The sequence below is a fragment of the Clostridium sp. AM33-3 genome, assembly GCF_003480315.1.
In the GTDB taxonomy this organism is placed as follows: Bacteria; Bacillota; Clostridia; order Lachnospirales; family Lachnospiraceae; genus Brotaphodocola.
Window position 1 is genome coordinate 1 of sequence record NZ_QUIV01000036.1, and the last position, 17,194, is coordinate 17,194.

At 49.1% G+C, this 17,194-nt stretch carries 11 protein-coding genes and 2 pseudogenes; 3 read left to right on the plus strand and 10 right to left on the minus strand.

Going from position 1 to position 17,194, the window contains the following annotated elements; translation table 11 throughout:
* Positions 1 to 414: 414 nt before the first annotated feature.
* The 3 genes from DW819_RS14685 to DW819_RS14695 all read right to left on the minus strand — a co-directional run bounded on the left by DW819_RS14685 (position 415) and on the right by DW819_RS14695 (position 5,442).
* Positions 415 to 1,548 carry a metallo-dependent hydrolase gene (locus DW819_RS14685; RefSeq protein ID WP_118733878.1) on the minus strand — a complete coding sequence of 378 codons (1,134 nt, stop codon included), beginning with the start codon at positions 1,546 to 1,548 and terminating at the stop codon, positions 415 to 417.
* Between the two features lie 78 nt (positions 1,549 to 1,626).
* A complete protein-coding gene (gene dctP, locus DW819_RS16155; RefSeq protein ID WP_347560215.1) occupies positions 1,627 to 4,953 on the minus strand; it encodes a TRAP transporter substrate-binding protein DctP in 3,327 nt (1,108 codons plus the stop codon).
* Positions 4,954 to 5,442, minus strand: coding sequence for a TRAP transporter small permease (locus DW819_RS14695; RefSeq protein ID WP_118733879.1), 489 nt, complete (start codon positions 5,440 to 5,442; stop codon positions 4,954 to 4,956).
* 245 nt (positions 5,443 to 5,687) lie between these two features.
* On the opposite strand from DW819_RS14695, the gene DW819_RS14700 reads away from it, so the two are divergent.
* On the plus strand, positions 5,688 to 6,617 hold the full coding sequence (locus DW819_RS14700; RefSeq protein ID WP_118733880.1) for a LysR family transcriptional regulator: 930 nt from the start codon (positions 5,688 to 5,690) through the stop codon (positions 6,615 to 6,617).
* 120 nt (positions 6,618 to 6,737) lie between these two features.
* Here the strand turns inward: DW819_RS14700 and DW819_RS14705 are convergent, their stop codons facing one another.
* From DW819_RS14705 to ispE, 7 genes and pseudogenes are all read right to left on the minus strand, one after another.
* Positions 6,738 to 7,715 carry an AEC family transporter gene (locus DW819_RS14705; protein WP_182432675.1) on the minus strand — a complete coding sequence of 326 codons (978 nt, stop codon included), beginning with the start codon at positions 7,713 to 7,715 and terminating at the stop codon, positions 6,738 to 6,740.
* Positions 7,716 to 7,811: 96 nt separating this feature from the next.
* Positions 7,812 to 8,948, minus strand: a complete 1,137-nt coding sequence (locus tag DW819_RS14710; RefSeq protein WP_118733882.1) for a glycerate kinase — start codon at positions 8,946 to 8,948, stop codon at positions 7,812 to 7,814.
* A gap of 144 nt (positions 8,949 to 9,092) precedes the next feature.
* Positions 9,093 to 9,992, minus strand: coding sequence for a dihydrodipicolinate synthase family protein (locus DW819_RS14715; protein ID WP_118733883.1), 900 nt, complete (start codon positions 9,990 to 9,992; stop codon positions 9,093 to 9,095).
* A gap of 106 nt (positions 9,993 to 10,098) precedes the next feature.
* Positions 10,099 to 11,001 (minus strand): annotated as a pseudogene (gene garR, locus DW819_RS14720) (2-hydroxy-3-oxopropionate reductase); the annotation flags it as partial.
* A gap of 263 nt (positions 11,002 to 11,264) precedes the next feature.
* On the minus strand, positions 11,265 to 13,190 hold the full coding sequence (locus DW819_RS14725) for a PrpR N-terminal domain-containing protein (protein WP_118733884.1): 1,926 nt from the start codon (positions 13,188 to 13,190) through the stop codon (positions 11,265 to 11,267).
* 57 nt (positions 13,191 to 13,247) lie between these two features.
* Positions 13,248 to 13,922: a GntR family transcriptional regulator gene (locus DW819_RS14730; protein WP_118733885.1), complete on the minus strand. Its 675-nt coding sequence runs from the start codon at positions 13,920 to 13,922 to the stop codon at positions 13,248 to 13,250.
* Positions 13,906 to 14,820 carry a 4-(cytidine 5'-diphospho)-2-C-methyl-D-erythritol kinase gene (gene ispE / locus DW819_RS14735; RefSeq protein WP_118733886.1) on the minus strand — a complete coding sequence of 305 codons (915 nt, stop codon included), beginning with the start codon at positions 14,818 to 14,820 and terminating at the stop codon, positions 13,906 to 13,908. Before ispE ends, DW819_RS14730 begins: the two co-directional genes overlap by 17 nt.
* A gap of 354 nt (positions 14,821 to 15,174) precedes the next feature.
* Here ispE and DW819_RS14740 point away from each other — a divergent pair, with 354 nt between their 5' ends.
* Together DW819_RS14740 and DW819_RS14745 are read left to right on the plus strand one after the other, a co-directional pair.
* Entirely contained in the window at positions 15,175 to 15,513 is a 339-nt protein-coding gene (locus DW819_RS14740) for a P-II family nitrogen regulator (protein ID WP_118733887.1), read from the plus strand.
* A 190-nt stretch (positions 15,514 to 15,703) separates the two neighbouring features.
* Positions 15,704 to 16,918 (plus strand): annotated as a pseudogene (locus tag DW819_RS14745) (ammonium transporter); the annotation flags it as partial.
* Positions 16,919 to 17,194: the final 276 nt, after the last annotated feature.

Here is a 17,194-nt window from a genome sequence, read left to right on the forward strand (position 1 = left end):
AGGAAAATTCCAATGTGCCGCTTATTCTGTATGGTGTGCCCGGAACTTCTGCTGTACTGGCTATTCTACGATAATAATAAACGCAGCCAGAACGTTGCTGATGAAAAGCCTGTAATCCGGCTTTTTATAATAGCGTTCTGGCTGCGTTTTATTCTTTATGACAGAGTTAATATAGGATTCAGTTATTTTTTGCAGTGGAGTCAATGCAGCAGGAAGTGAATGAGACCGCCTTCCGGGATTTTCAGCATATCAGGTGTTTGCATCTTGAACACACGTGTACGAATGCAGCGGATGGAGTCCGATGCAGGCGAACGCGTGTTGTGAGAGCAAGCAAACAACGATATGTGAAAATAGAGGAAGGCGGTCTCTTTCTCTTCCGGACCTTTATTCGTTCCGTCCTATAATTGCAATTCGTTACATAAAATCTGCCTGGCAGTACATAATCACTCCGTCTTTCATGGTCAGCTGCGGCACGATTACCTGATGACCGGTGAAGGTGTGACCGGTACGGTCGCTGTAAGGTACCTCTTTTTCTTTGACTTTGAAGATTACCAGATCTGCCTCTGTTCCCGGTGCCATGGATGCAAGGCTCTCACGGTGCACCAGTCTGGCCGGAACGCGGGTTACGGTATCTAATACCTCACTGAGGCTCATACCGAAGTCAAGGTACTTGCTCATGATTCTCGGCAGGCTGTGAAGCGGCTGTAAGAAGAAACCGGAGGTGTTGATATCTGAGCTGATAATGTCCGGTTTGAAGCCCTGGGCGACTGCTTTCTGCGCAATCTCCAGATCAAAGTTGTTGCAGCCGTTGCTGGCGTCAAACAGTACGCCGCGCTCTCTGGCTTTCAACAGTCCCTCACGGACCTTTCCATCCGCATCCAGGCAGGTCTCTTTTCCTTTTCCCTGATAAATATGACAGATCATATCATCTTTACGGAGAATTCCTGCCAGCTTCTCTAAATCCATTACCGGATTGGTAACATGAACAGATACGTTGCAGCCCAGCTCCCCTGCCAGCTCCACAGTGGCACGGATGGATTCTTCTGCGTCCTCCGGGGCAATGATGCCCACAGACATACGGCTCTTTAAGCCTACCAGATTATCAGGATACTCCCGGAAAAGCTTTTTGATCTTGGGAATATCAAAATATTTCTTTTCCAGATGCTCCGGATAGCGGTCTGTTACCTGACCGCCGCTTCCTACAAGGAGCATGTTTAAGATCCGGACATCACTGTAGGCCATGGCACTTTTCCGGTACATCTCATAATTTGCCGCTCCGGTGCTTCCGCCATCCACTGCGGTGGTAACACCGCAGGGGAATGACGCTGCATCCGGGTTGATGCCGTTTTCTGTTCCATGATTAAAGTAATGCACGTGATAATCAATCCAGCCGGTCGTGACCTTGCATCCGGATGCATCCACTACCTGGTACTCTCCGGAAGGCATGCCGGAAATAATCATTCCGTTTTCTATCGCAATATCCTTCTTCTCCCATTTCTGTGCAGCCGGATCATAAATCTCTCCGCCTTTGATTACAAATGCTCCCATTGAACTTTTTACTCCTTATTTATTTTCATCGCTTTTGATCGTGTTTTATGATTGCCTGGCCGCATTTCAGGCGCCAGCTTACTGCTTTGCTGCGTTAATCGCATCAAAGAGCTGGTTTACAATCTCATCACCAAGATCCTCTCTGACCATCTCATATACCGGCTCTGCCTTCTCGCGAAGTTCTGCCAATACAGAATCATCCAGGGTGATGATCTGACAGCCTGCGTCCTCACAGGTCTTCTTGTAGCCCTTAATGCTCTCATCGGCTTTGGAGTTGCCGTACTTGGTTGCCGCTACCGCACATTCATCGACCAGAGTCTTTACATTCTCCGGAAGACTTCCGTACAGATCCTTATTCATATAGAAGGTAATGATGTGACCAAGATGATTGGTTTCTACCACGTACTTCTGAACCTCCTGCACATTGTTGCCGACAATGTTCATGTACGGGTTTTCCTGTCCATCAATGGTACCTTGCTGCAGACCCATGAATACCTCGGTGAACTGCATTGGGGTTGCAGCTGCGCCTAACGCATTCCAGTATGCGATATGATACTTGTTCGTCATAACGCGGATCTTCTGACCCTTTAAGTCTGCCAGGGTGTGAGTTTCCTTATTGGTAGTCAGCTCACGGAAGCCTGCGTCCGAGTAACCTAACATCTGGATACCGCCTGCGTTGCAGTACTTATTCATGACATTTACGAAATCACCGCGAAGTACGGAACGCATCTGTGCGGTATTGTCAAACAGGTTCGGCATATCAAATACCGCAAACTGCGGAATAAAGTCTACCAGGTCGGTGCTCATACCGGTTCCGATATCGATGGAACCGCCGATGACTGCCTCAGTGAACTCTGTTGTATTTCCTAACTGGCCGCCCGGATAAATATCCACGCTGATCTTGCCGCCGGATTTCTCATTGATGAGTTCTGCAAATTTATCTACCATCATATAGTTGATGGAAGTATCAGCTACTGTCATCGCTGCAGTCCAGTGATATTCACCGTCAATATCTGCCGGATCCACCGCGGTAATCTCATCACCCAGAGTTGTCTCATCTACTACCGTCTCTCTTACGGTATCAACTGCTGCAAGCAGCTTGTCTACGATCTCATTGCCCAGATCCTCACGAACCATGTCGTATACAACCTGTGCCTTGTCACGAAGCTCTGCCAGTACGGAATCATCCAGGGTGATGATCTGGCAGCCTGCATCCTCACAGGTCTTCTTGTACTCAGCAATGCTCTCATCTGCGCGGTCATTGCCATACTGAGTTGCTGCCTTTGCGCAAGCATCTACCAGTTCTCTTACATTATCCGGCAGTCCGTTGTAAAGGTCAGAGTTCATATAGAAGGTAATGATATGACCCAGATGATTGGTCTCTACCACGTACTTCTGAACCTCCTGAACATTGTTGCCGACAATGTTCATGTACGGGTTTTCCTGACCGTCAATAGTACCCTGCTGAAGTCCCATGAATACCTCGGTAAACTGCATCGGAGTTGCTGCTGCGCCTACTGCATTCCAGTAAGCAATGTGATACTTATTGGTCATAACGCGGATCTTTTGGCCCTTTAAATCTGCCAGGGAGTGTGTCTCCTTGTTGGTGGTGAGCACACGGAAGCCTGCGTCAGAGTAACCTAACATCTGAATGCCGCCTGCGTTGCAGTAGTCGTTGATAACATCTACAAAATCACTCTGCAGTACAGCTCGCATCTGTGCAGTATTATCAAACAGGTTCGGCATATCGAACACCGCGAACTGCGGGATAAAGTCTACCAGATCGGTAGTCATACCGGTTCCGATGTCGATGGAGCCTCCAATGACTGCCTCGGTGAACTCCGTGGTGTTTCCTAACTGACCGCCCGGATAAATATCTACGCTGATCTTGCCGCCGGACTTCTCATTTACCAGCTCTGCAAATTTATCTACCATCATGTAGTTGATGGAGGTATCTGCTACCGTCATGGCTGCAGTCCAGTGATACTCGCCATCAATTTCAGACGGATCCAGTGCCGGAATGTCAGCGCCATAGTCACCGCTGTCTGCACTGCCTGTTCCGGTACCACCACCCTTATTTGCCGCAACCGCCTTGGTCTCCTCACCGGAAAGCAGGGTCGGAAGTCCCATGGAGATCTGCGGGATGTAGGTGATCATTCCCAGGGAAATCAGGAATGCCGCAATGTATGGCATGCAGGCCTTCGCCAGCTTCAACATTGGGATCTTGGTCATGCCGGATGCCACAAACAGGTTGATGCCCATCGGCGGAGTTACCATACCGATTGCCAGGTTACAGGTCATGATGATACCAAAGTGTACCGGATCAATTCCTGCCGCGGTTGCGATCGGAACCATGATCGGGGTTAAGATCATGATGTTCGGGATGTTATCGATGATCATACCGCAAACCAGCATGATCAGGTTCATGATCAGAAGGATCACAATCTTATTATCAGAAATAGCCAGCACAGACTCACTGATAGTCTGCGGGTAACGCAGCAGAGTCAGACACTTTGCGAATGCGGAAGCCGCTGCGATAACAAACAGGATGTTGACGTAGGTTTTTGCACCCTCCATGAACACCTTACCGATGTTGCGGATGTTGATGGTCTTGTAAACGAAGATACATACAAACAGGCCGTAGAATACACTGATAACAGCGGACTCAGTCGGGCTGCAGACACCGGAGTAAATCGTACCCAGGATGATGACCGGAGTCATCAGGGCGAAGAAGCTTTCTTTCAATAATGGCCAGAAGCCTTTTGCACGGATTTCTTTGTAGCTCTTTAACAGCTTCTCTTTATCCTCACCATGCTTTTTGCAGTAATAGAAGCTGTAAAGCATCAGGGCAAAGCCGATCAGGAGTCCCGGAAAAATACCGGCAATAAACAGCTTAGACGGTGATGCATTGGCTGCGGCTGCATATACAATATAGGAAATACTCGGCGGGATGATAACACCCAGGCCGCCGGCTACCGTTACGATCGAGGTAGCGAATACCATATCGTAGCCCATCTCTACCAGGAACGGGATGGTCATGGCGCCGACTGCAGATACCGTTGCCGGTGCGGAGCCGGAAATTGCTGCGTAGAACATACAGGTTACAATAACTGCGCACGGGAAACCGGCTGTTTTATTGCCGATAAAATATCCGAAGAAATTGAACAGCTTTTCAGAAATACCACCCTGTGCCATGATCATACCGGATACCATGAACAGCGGTACTGCCAGCAGAGTAAAGCTGTTTAAGCCTGCAAACATGCCGCGGGCCACATCGCCTGCAGCATAGGAGAAGCTGGAATTTAACAGATTTGGCAGCATGGCCATCAGGCCGAACACGCCGCCGACCGGCATTGCTACTGCCAGCAGAATTGCCAGGATCAGGAAAAATAAACCGATTGCCATTTATTTGTCCTCCTTTTCTGTCTTCTTTGTCACTACCTTGTAAATCAGCTGGATATAACGCAGAATGCCAAGGAAAATACCAAATGCCATCGCACTATACACATTGGCGATCGGAATTCCAAGAGCCGGACTTGCCTGGTTTACTGCTGCCGCATTGGTAATGATCTCTGCAGTTCCCTTTAAAAGCCAGCATAAAAATACGACCATGACCACATCACAGATCAGTCCGAGAACCCTCTGTACAGACTTTGAGATCATGGATGTAAACGTATCCACCTTAATGCTTACTCCCAGGCGCACAGCGCATGGCAGGGAAAAGAAAGCAGAAAGTGCCAGACAGTAACAGCACACCTCATCTGACCAGCTCAGCGCATTGTGGAAACAATAACGCATGATGACATTGGCAAATGACAGACAGCTCATGACCACCAGCATGATGGCAAGAATCATGAGCTCAAAGTTTTTTTCGAGCCATTTGATTTGTTTCATAGTACCCCACTCCTTCATGTAAGTTTGCGCAGATGATCCAGCGCCCCGGATCACTGCTCCGTTTCAAAAAGCTTTTTGTTTTGTGTTATCATTATATCCGTGGTATAATCAGAAGTAAAATTACATTGTTTTCTATTAATAAGAAGTAATACTTCTTACCAGTTCATGCTTTTTTCACAAAAAGATTCGCTTTTATGAAGAAATAAGCATAGGTTTTTGATTATTATTACCAATAGGAGGAAGTTATGGATTTTCGACAGCTGGAATATATTGTGGCGATTGCTGAAAACAAGAGTATCTCAAAAGCAGCAGAAACTCTGTTTATTTCCCAGTCCGGGCTAAATCAGCAGCTCATCAAGCTGGAAAAGGAGCTGGGACTGCCGCTTTTTGACCGGAACAAGCATTTTCTGCGCCCTACAAAAGCCGGAGAGATCTATGTCAAAAATGCCATCGAGATTTTAAAAATCAAACGAAACACCTACACAGAGCTCGGTGATCTGAAAAAAGAGGCCACCGGTGAGATTAGCCTGGGGCTTACCCACGAGCACGGCATCGACCTGTTCACTTCAGTCTTTACCGCTTTTAACCAGCGCTATCCCGGCATTACCTTTGCTCTGACGGAGGCAATCGTGGCCAGGCAGAACGAGCTGCTGCTCTCCGGGCAGCTGGACCTGGGCTTGGTCATGCTTCTGGAATCAGCCCGGATCAATCTGGAGTACATCACACTGTTTGAAGAAGACCTTATCCTGGGTATACCGAAAAACCATCCGGAAGCCGCGCGGGCCAATCCCTTTGGCATGCCACTGGCCACCACAGATCTCAGACGGTTCCATGACAGTAAATTTTCTCTGATCTTTAGCAGCTCCACCATGCGCCAGCTGGTTGATCCGCTGTTCCAGCAGGCTGGCTACAAGCCGCAGATCCTCATTGAAACCGCCATGAACCATGCGCTGATCCAGCTTGTAAGCAAGGGCTTCTGCTGTACCATTCTTCCGTATTCCCGAATGCTGAACAGCCCCTACAGCGCTGACTGTGCATGGTTTAAGCTGCAGGGCCGCCCCAGGTGGCAGGTATGCTTCGCCCGTCGAAAGGATACAAGCCTGAGCGAAGCACACCGCTATCTCATCCGCCTGGCCAAACGCTACGGTCAGAACCTGCAAGACCGGTTTATTTAAATGACCCAAATGAGAATATGCTTTTTTTCACAGGACGCAATTTCCTGTCATATAAAATGAAAAAAGGTTCATGAAAACCAGCTCAGGATTTTCATGAACCTTTCTCTTTTATGATCAGATTTATCCCAGGATCATAGCCCAGAGTGGGATGGTGACCAGGGAGAGCAGAGTGGATACGACGATACATTTGGTTGCAAACGTATAGTCACATCCATATTTTGCTGCCAGGATCGCAGAAGTACTTCCTGCCGGCATCCCCGTGATCAGCAGACAGACACCGGTCAGAAACGGATCGATTCCCACCAGACGGCAGGCCGCAAGCAGCAGCGCCGGCAGAATCGCCAGACGCAGCGCAGAGATAAACAGGGTATTGCCATCCAGCATGCTGCGCAGAGACATACCGGAAAACATCATTCCGATCAGCACCATGGTCATGGCTGTGGTACAGCCGCCTGCAGAGCGCACACCCTTATCCAGCGCACCGAAAAACACCTTTACAAGATCCGGCACCAGCGGGATGCCGCAGTTTAACACCGCATTGTACAGCTGATTTAACGGAGCCTGGAAGATCATCAGGCCCAGTCCTATATAAACAGCCACAATACACGGATGTACAACCAGCTTCTTCACAACACTCTTCATATCCGGACTTTCAGTAAAGCAGGCAATGCCTGCAGACCACATCATCACGCGCATCGGGATAATAAAAATGGACGCGTACATCATGCCTTCCGCGCCATAAATGCCCTGAGCGATCGGCAGTCCCAGAAAACCGGAGTTGGAAACGATGGTGCAGTACTGCATAACACGTTTCACTTCCTTCGTTTTATGGTTATAAAGAACTTTGCTGAGAATATAACATACCAGCTGCACCAGCAGGGAAATTGCCAGCACAACCGCAAACTTTCTTAAAATATCCAGATTAAATTCCATCCGGAAAGAATTGATGATATTGCAGGGCAGAAAAAAATACAGAACCAGATCCGTTAAGATCCCTTTGGCATCATCCTTCAAAATTCCCGTACTTTTTAAAACTGCCCCTGCAGCCACCAGCAAAAACATCATGACCTGCAGGGTCCATAAGTTACTGATGTCCATTGTGTCGCTCCCCTCTTCTGTCAATCTCATAAATATGGCCGGTCAGCAAGTGACCGGCCACACACAAGCCTGAATCTTCCGGCTTCTGTATTTATTTTATTTCATCTGCATGCCTACACGGATCATGCGGAAGGTTCTGTCTGCAGCGTTTGCGTAAAGCTCCTCTGCACGCTCCAGAGCCTCTTCAATATCCATAGCACCGTTGATGGTAGGAATGATGCTCTCTACGCCAAAATCGTAGATTTTCTCTGCACCGTTGCCCATGCCGCCTACAATCGCAACAGCCGGAACGCCTTTTGCCTTGCAGCGCATACCAATGCCGCTCGGTACCTTACCGAATGCGGACTGCCAGTCAATGCGGCCTTCACCGGTTACAACCAGATCCGTACCCTCTAACAGGCCATTGAAATTGATCAGATCCAGCACGGTCTCGATACCGGATTTTAAGTTTGCCTTTAAGAAGCCACACAGAGCTGCGCCCAGGCCGCCTGCTGCGCCTGCGCCTTCTTTGTTCTCAACATCCATGCCCTTTGCGCGCATCACAGCCGCATAGTTCTTCATACCTGCTTCCAGACGGTCCAGGATTTCCGGGGTACCGCCCTTCTGCTTGCCAAAGGTATAGGTTGCGCCGTCCGGTCCGGTCAGCGGGTTGGTAACATCGCACATAACGGTAATCTCAGCCTCAGTCACTGCCGGATGCAGGCCGCTCATATCGATATCAGCAACCTTTTCCAGATCAGAGCCAACACCGGTCAGCACATTGCCCTGTGCATCCAGGAAACGAACGCCCAGTGCGCTCATAGCACCCATACCGCCATCGTTGGTAGCACTGCCGCCAATTGCGATGGAAAGCTTGCGGTAACCGTTGTCCAGAGCATCTTTGATCAGCTCGCCGGTGCCATAGCTTGTGGTATTTAACGGATTTCTCTTCTCAGTCGGAACCATCGGAAGTCCGGAAGCTGCTGCCATCTCGATGATAGCAGAGTCGCCATGGAACACACCGTAGGAAGCCTCAGTCTCCTCCATGAGCGGTCCATGAACTTTCACCTTGCGGTAATCACCCTTGGTAACAGCGATAACAGCGTCAACGGTTCCCTCACCGCCGTCTGCAACCGGAACACCAACCGTCTCACAGCCCGGGAAAATACGCTGTGCAGACTCATTTAACAGCTTGATGATCTGGTCAGAAGATAAAGTTCCCTTAAAAGAATCGGAAGCAAACAGTAATTTCATAAAGTCCTCCTTTTATATAGTGGAATCTATACTTTGCAATCTTATTCATTATAACAGAAAATGGACCGGCATTCCAGAAGAATCGCCGGTCCATCATTAATGCCGTAATGGTATTTTCGTTTATTATTCAGTTAAAATCAGAAATTAGAGCAGGCCAGCCTTGGTCATCTCAGCTTTGATCTTGTCTAATACCGGTCCCTCCGGAGTAGCCAGGTTCGGGGTATACGGAACACCGATGTTGCGGCCGCGTAAGTTAGCCATATCCTTTGCTGCTACCGGGAAGCTTGCGCCGTCCATGGACAGACGTACCGGATTTAATTTGAACTGAGCCTCAAGGGAACCCTGAAGATCACCGGCAACATACTTGTTGTATACGTCAGTGATCAGCTCCGGCATGAAGTTTGCTGCGGTACATACACCACCTACTGCGCCGTGGCACATGGAAGCATACAGCAGAGTATCCTTGCCGCCGAATACCTTGAAGTTCACGTCTCTGTTTCTGCGGATGAACTCAGAGGTCTGGGTGATATCACCGCTGGTATCCTTCATACCTACGATGTTCGGAACCTCATGAGCCAGTCTGTCAACCAGATTAGCGGAAAGAGTGTAGCCTACACGTCCCGGATTGTTGTAAAGCAGTACCGGAGTCTCCGGAATTGCGTCTGCGATTGCTTTGAAGTGAGTGAACAGCTCGGTCTCAGTTGGCTTTAAGAACATCGGCTGCAGAACAGATACGCTTGCTGCGCCGTTTGCTACTGCCATCTTTGCAAGACGGATGCACTTCTTGGTGCTGATCGCACCGATACCGAAGTATACCGGAACACGTCCAGCGGCCTGATCTACAACGATCTTTAAGCCTCTCTCCATCTCGTCCTCTTCTACTACATAGAACTCACCGTTGCTGCCGAATAACAGGATGCCGCTTACGCCGCCATCGATTACATAATCAACCTGACTGCGGATCGCAGCCTCGTCGATCAGCTCATCTTTGTCGATCGGGGTGATCATCGGGACAACTACGCCCTTAATAAAATCTGTATTCATACTATCTCCTTCCAGCGCACATGACGCCTTATCTGACACACTGCTGCCCACGGACCCGTAAGCAGCAGTGTATAATAACTTATTTTATATGATTGATGCGTTAAACTTATTTAACGATGCTGGTACCAGAAATCTTCTCGTAGTACTTAACGATGCTGGAGTGATCGTCTTTGTCGCATCCCTCAGATCTTAAGAACTGCATGATCTCCATCATCTCAGCGGTTAACGGAGCCGGAGAGCTGATTGCATGAGCTGCGTTCAGAGCGTTGTTCAGGTCTTTGATGTGAAGCTCGATACGGAAGCCCGGCTTGTAGTTGCCAGCTAACATCATCGGAGCCTTAGCATCCATAACGGTAGATCCAGCCAGACCACCGCGGATTGCCTGGTATACTAACTCAGGATCGGTGCCAGCTTTCTTAGCGAAGGTCAGAGCCTCAGCTACAGCTGCGATGTTGATAGCTACTACCATCTGGTTAGCCAGCTTAGCTACGTTACCGGAACCAAGGTCACCAACGTAAACTACAGAACCAGCCATAACCATCAGCATGTCATAGTACTTGTCGAACAGCTCTTTCTTACCGCCGCACATAACGGAAAGGGTACCGTCGATTGCTTTCGGCTCACCACCGGATACCGGGCAGTCCAGCATGTCGATGCCGTGCTTAGCCAGCTCAGCGCCGATTGCCTTGCTCTCGGTTGGGTCGATAGAGCTCATGTCGATTACAACAAGACCCTCTTTTGCACCCTCAACAACACCGTTCTCGCCCAGAACTGCTGCTCTTACGTGCGGGGAGTTCGGAACCATGGTGATAACAACGTCAACCTGAGCTGCCAGGTCCTTGTTGCTCTCTGCTGCGGTTGCACCGCAGGATACCAGGTCTGCTACTGCATCTTTATTGAAATCGAAAACAACCAGCTCGTGACCTGCTTTAACCAGGTTCTTTGCCATCGGTCTTCCCATGATACCTAATCCGATAAATCCAATTTTCATTTTGAATTCCTCTCTTTCTTTAAAAAAGTAAAACTTCTTTTGGTTTCCCTGACAGGAGTTTTGCCTTGCGGCTCCCTCGCTATCAGCTTATGTCTGCATTATAATCAAACGCGGTGTATCAAACAATGGGCAGAATGTCCAAATTCGAGGTTTAAAATAATGCAAATGTGATATTTTTGCAATTTTATTTCATATCATTTTCATTTTAATTCATATATATTTCTTTTTATTTCATTGGCAGAGAAAATCAGCGTTTTTTTATGCTTTTTTGATTTCTTTTTTCATCTGTCTTTTTCAATCCCATATTTTTTCATATGCCGCCACAGCGTTGCCTTGCTGATACCCATGGCCTGGGCAGTTTTCTCGCGGCTGCCGCTGAACTTGTGCAGCAGCTCCCGAATTGTTACTGCCTCATCCGGCAAAGTATCGCTGCCGTTTTCGTTCATAGCAAACGGTCTTGCCGCATCACAGTTTTCAGTTCCCTGCCCGTTTCCCAGGATCCGCTCCGGATACAGTTCCGCCAAAAGTCTGCGGACTGCCACCTCATCAATGGAACGCTTGCCTGCCATCAGGATCAGACGCTCACAGAAGCTTTCGATCTGGAACAGATTGCCCTTCCAGGGATAATCCAGCATCACTTCCATAGCCCCTTTCGTCAGCACATGATAGCGGGAGTAATGTTCACAGCAGTCATGGATCGTATTCTCAATCTTCTCCAGAAGATCTTCCCGCCGCTCTCTCAAAGGTGGTACAAACAATTCCAGTCCGGAAAGCAGGTAATAAAGATCCGGACTGATTTTCTGCCTTGCCATCAGTTCGGAAAGCGGACAGCCAATGGTTACCATGACCCGCACATCCACCTTCCGCAGGCTTGCGATATCCGCACCATGGCAGACGCAAAACCGGATCAGCTGATACAGCCGGTACTGATTAGCTGCCGTCAATTCCTCCACATCACGAAGTAAAAGCGTTCCCCCCTGCACCTGCAGCACTGCCCCCCGGTTTCCGAAGATCATATTTTTCTGTTCTTCCCCGGATAAGCCCTCACAAGGGACATCCAGAAAGGGGCCATGGGCGCGGATACTGCTGTTGTGGATGCTTTCTGCCAGCATCCGTTTCTCCGTTCCCGGCTCTCCGATCAGCACCACCGGATGCTCGGACAATGCGTACAGATTCGCCTTGCGAATACATTCCTGCATGGCCGTAGATTTCTGCAAAATATCCTCAAACTGTACCAGCGGCGGCAGTACCCGGTTGTTTTCCCGATTCTGGCCACCCCTGGATCTTTCCGGCGTTACTGTTTTTTTCTTCATTTTATGGCAGGTGATGATCGCGCCATCAACCCTGGCCTCATAAAGGACCGGAGCCAATACCGCAAAAATAGGAGTCCCATTCCACTCAAAAAACAGGGAATAATCCTCTCCCTTTTCAAAGACCCGCTTCCATGCCTCTTCTCCGATCATCGGAGCTGCCTTACGGATGTTTTCCCCCTTCAGTTCCGCTTCTGTTTTGCCAACCATATCCTCCATCAGCGGATTGACCGCCGTGATCTCGCCATTTCCGTCCAGACGGATCACACCACTGTAAGAGTAATCCAAAAGGGTTTCCAGCTGTGCCGCGGTCTTTTTCTCCACATTCATGGCATATTCCATGTTTTCTGCCATGGAGAAAGCCTGGCGCATGGAATCCTCTGTCATGGAAAGGAAGAGGGAAGGGACACCCGCCTCCGTCGCAATCGAAACTGCCGTATCGCCGCCGATCACCACATCCGCGCCCTCGGAAATAGCCCGGCGCACAACCACAGGAAGCTCAGCCCCCTGATCCGCGAAGTAGGTTTTCAGCTCGATGTTATAAAGTTCATCGAAATAAGACATATCGCAAAACATATTGCGGAAACCAACCACTGCAACCACCGGCTTTTCCTTTCCGGCAATCTGCTTCGCACGCATGATAAGAAGCGCCATCTCCTGCGCCGTCAGAACAATCTCAACTACCGGTGTGTCAGTGTACTGCTTGATGATGGATGCCTGCAGGCCACGGGCAATGATGATGGTTGCCCCGTCCGCAATGGATCGGCGTGCCTCCATAACCGTATCCCCGGTGTGGATCACCCGCATTTCCTGGATCTCAAATTTTTTCTCCTGCAAAATGTTATGGGCCTGGTGGATCATCTCCTCCCTGGACACCAGAAGTGCTATTTTTCCCACGCGTTTTCCTCTCTTTCAAAATATGCCGCCACGCCGTGTACGGCGGGCGGCATATTTTTACTGCTGCTCTTTGATATTCTTTGATACAGTAATCTCCTGATTATCGATGTGCTCGCGGATGGCTTTTTTTGCCTCTGCCACATGTCTGGAGCGGATTGCTTTCAGAATGTAGTCATGCTCCACCACCAGGATCTGACGCTTGTCTGCATCCTTGATGTATTCCAAACGGTAGCGGTACATCTGCTCTCGCAGATTGTTTAAGATCTGTACCAGGCGGTTATTGCCGGTTCCATTGTAAATGATATCATGGTAATGCTCATCGGTCTCTGCAATGGTCATGGCATCAGCACTATGGATGGCTTCGCGGAATGCTTCCTGTGCTTCCTCCAGCTCTTTGATGTCACTCTCGGTCATTCGCTGGCAAGCAAGCTCAATAGCAAGCTCTTCCAGGGAGCGGCGTACCTCCAGTACATCACGCAGGCTCTTCTCGGAAATCTTGGCAACCTCAGCGCCCTTGCGCGGAATCATGAGGACCAGGCCTTCCAGTTCCAGTTTGCGGATGGCCTCACGGATCGGGGTACGGCTGACACCCAGACGATCTGCAAGCTGAATTTCCATCAAACGCTCGCCTGGCTCCAGCTCGCCCTTTAAAATTGCCTGACGCAGGGTGTTAAACACGACATCGCGCAGCGGAAGATATTCATTCATATTTACCTTAAGCTTGTTTTCCATGATTGTTTTCCTCTTTCTGATTGTAAAAATTTGTCAGGTAAACCTGTTTGGCCAGTCCTGATGACTCGCCGTAGCGCAGCTCTTCATATGCCTGCTGAGCCGCCTTGGGATTCGTGAAAAGTCCAAATACTGTTGGACCGCTGCCGCTCATCAGAGAACCGATGGCACCAAATTCCACCATTTTATCCTTGATCTCCTGAATGACCGGATATTCCTTTACGGTAACGGTTTCCAGCACATTGCCCAGTTTGTCGGCAATTCCCTGCAGATCCTGAGCTTTGATGGCCCGGATCATGCCGTCAATATCCGGGTGCTGTTCCGGCCTCAGATCATTTGCATGGAGATTTTCATATACAAACTTCGTAGAAACATTGATCCCCGGCTTAGCCACCAGTACCTGACACTGCGGTACCGGCGGCAGGCTGGTCAGGACCTCGCCGATGCCTTCCGAAAGGGCCGTTCCTCTTAAGATACAATAAGGAACATCCGCTCCGATCTTTACGCCACGTTGCATCAGTTCTTCCGTAGTCAGACCAAGACGGAACATCTTATTTACGCCAAACAGGACCGCTGCCGCGTCACTGCTGCCGCCCGCCATACCGGCCGCCACCGGAATGAATTTGCGCAGGCGGATCAGCAGTCCCTCCTGGACCTGAAATTCATCCATCAGAAGCTTTGCCGCTTTGTAAACCAGGTTGTTTTCATTGGTAGGAAGATAATACAGGTTTGTTTCTACCTGAATTCCCGGCTCCTCTTTCCAAATCAGATCCACCCGATCAAAAATGCCGACCGTCTGCATGATCATGCGCACATCATGATAGCCATCTTCGCGTCTGCGCAGCACATCCAGTCCCAGATTGATCTTGCCATATGCCTTAAGGCTCAAATGCTTTATCATTATTTTTCTCCGATTGTATTTCTGCATTACTTTGTATACAGTATATTATAGTGCGGGTTCTTAAAATCTGCAAGATATTTTGGCATTCTTTTTGCTTTTGTGACATTTCGACAAAAGTATGCTAAGATGGCGCAAAAAAATATATTTGACAATCAAAAAAACTTTGCCTATAATAAGGCACATATTTATTTCCTATATCGCAGATGCAAGAACAAAGGCGTTCCGGTTACCAGCCGGAGCGCCCTTTTTTTTACGTATCAATATATTTCTCTAATCATAACTTTGTTCTCCCCCACGCATCTGCGGTATAGGAAATAAATGGAAATCCCAAATACAGTTAAGGAGGCTGGTTGTATGAAAAAGCTGGAAATCATCATCAAACCCGAAAAGCTGGAAGACTTAAAAGGAATTCTGGACAGCTGCGGCGCACATGGTCTTATGATCAGTAACATTATGGGTTACGGCACGCAGAAGGGCTACACACAAATGTACCGCGGTACCAAATATACGGTCAATCTTCTCCCTAAAGTAAAGGTAGAAACCGTTGTTGCTGAAGAGATTGTAGAGGCAATCATCAGTAAGGTCACCGAGCAGATCACCACCGGCAATTACGGTGATGGTAAAATCTTTGTTTACGATGTAGAAGATGCCGTACGAATCCGTACCGGCGAGCGCGGCGACGAAGCACTCTGATATTTCTGTGTTCTGCCACTCCCCCACTTCCGGCAGAACACCGCTTCAAATTTCATACAGACCAGTGATTATCGAAGGAGATAACGGCAGATGCCATTATCTCCTTCTTCTATTATATATAAAGGATTCTTCTGCCTCTCAGGCAGTCACAAAAAAAGCTGGATCTGTAACACACAAGGAGGTCACGATTATGGAAAATATCTTAAGTGAAGTATTTGGCATCTGGTTTCTGATCGGCGCGGCATTCGTATTCTTCATGCAGGCCGGTTTCGCCATGGTAGAGACCGGTTTTACCCGGGCAAAAAATGCCGGTAACATCATCATGAAAAATCTCATGGATTTCTGTATCGGAACTGTTGTATTTATGTTCCTTGGCTTTGGAATTTTACTCGGTGAGGATGCGCTGGGCGGCTTCATCGGAATCCCGACCCTCGGCATCATCACCGATTACGCAAATTTTGACTGGTCTAACTTTGTATTTAACCTGGTATTCTGTGCCACCACCGCTACCATCGTTTCCGGTGCCATGGCAGAACGTACCAACTTCTTATCTTACTGTATTTATTCCGGCATTATTTCTGCCGTTGTTTATCCGATTGAAGCACACTGGATCTGGGGCGGCGGCTGGCTGGCACAAATGGGCTTCCATGATTTTGCAGGCTCCTGCGCCATCCATATGGTAGGCGGCTTCAGCGCACTGATCGGTGCCTGGATGGAAGGCCCGCGTCTTGGCAAGTACAACAAGGACGGCACCCCGAACGCAATCCCGGGACATAACGTTGTCATCGGTGCTCTTGGATGCTTCATTCTCTGGTTTGGCTGGTACGGATTCAACGGTGCTGCCGCAACCAATGGCCCGCAGCTGGCTTCTATCTTTGCTACCACCACCATTGCACCGGCTATCGCAACCGTTACCTGTATGATCTTCACCTGGATCAAATACGGCAAACCGGATGTCTCCATGTGCCTGAATGCTTCCCTGGCCGGTCTGGTCGGCATCACCGCCGGCTGTGACACCATGGATGCCATGGGTGCTTTCTTCGTAGGTGTTGTATCCGGACTTCTGGTATGCTTCGGTGTATGGTTCTGTGATTACGTTATCCGCGTCGATGACCCGGTCGGTGCTGTAGCCGTTCACTTCTGCAACGGACTCTGGGGCACCATCGCAGTCGGCCTCTTCGCCACCACCTCTGCACCGTCCTGCGAGATCAACGGTCTCTTCTACGGCGGCGGCACACATCAGCTGCTGTTACAGCTCACCGGTGTCGGCTCCGTTCTCCTCTGGACCGGCGTGACCATGTTTATCGTGTTCAAGGTCATTGATAAAATTTTCGGTCTCCGCGTCACGGATCAGGAGCAGTTGGATGGACTGGATATCCATGAGCATGGAATGAATGCTTATTATGGATTCCGGATTGATAAATAAAAATATAAGTAATAACTATCAAAGGTCCGAAGTTCCGGGCACACCATACAAGAAACGCGGCACTGAGTGGAATTTTGTACCTCTTGCGCTCCGCCGCTTATTGCCAGACCTGCGAGCAAAACTCGCGTGCTCTGCACGCTCAGACAATGCTCTCCGGTCTGGCGCTATGCTCGCGCACGAGGAAAATTCCAATGTGCCGCTTATTCTGTATGGTGTACCCGGAACTTCTGCTGTACTGGCTATTCTACAATAATA

What these genes read in the sequence shown, in the direction of transcription:
- DW819_RS14685 (WP_118733878.1), bottom strand. Translation starts at nt 1,548, where the DNA reads ATGGGAGCATTTGTAATCAAAGGCGGAGAGATTTATGATCCGGCTGCA.
- dctP (WP_347560215.1), bottom strand. Translation starts at nt 4,953, where the DNA reads ATGGCAATCGGTTTATTTTTCCTGATCCTGGCAATTCTGCTGGCAGTA.
- DW819_RS14695 (WP_118733879.1), bottom strand. Translation starts at nt 5,442, where the DNA reads ATGAAACAAATCAAATGGCTCGAAAAAAACTTTGAGCTCATGATTCTT.
- DW819_RS14700 (WP_118733880.1), top strand. Translation starts at nt 5,688, where the DNA reads ATGGATTTTCGACAGCTGGAATATATTGTGGCGATTGCTGAAAACAAG.
- DW819_RS14705 (WP_182432675.1), bottom strand. Translation starts at nt 7,715, where the DNA reads ATGGACATCAGTAACTTATGGACCCTGCAGGTCATGATGTTTTTGCTG.
- DW819_RS14710 (WP_118733882.1), bottom strand. Translation starts at nt 8,948, where the DNA reads ATGAAATTACTGTTTGCTTCCGATTCTTTTAAGGGAACTTTATCTTCT.
- DW819_RS14715 (WP_118733883.1), bottom strand. Translation starts at nt 9,992, where the DNA reads ATGAATACAGATTTTATTAAGGGCGTAGTTGTCCCGATGATCACCCCG.
- DW819_RS14730 (WP_118733885.1), bottom strand. Translation starts at nt 13,922, where the DNA reads ATGGAAAACAAGCTTAAGGTAAATATGAATGAATATCTTCCGCTGCGC.
- ispE (WP_118733886.1), bottom strand. Translation starts at nt 14,820, where the DNA reads ATGATAAAGCATTTGAGCCTTAAGGCATATGGCAAGATCAATCTGGGA.
- DW819_RS14740 (WP_118733887.1), top strand. Translation starts at nt 15,175, where the DNA reads ATGAAAAAGCTGGAAATCATCATCAAACCCGAAAAGCTGGAAGACTTA.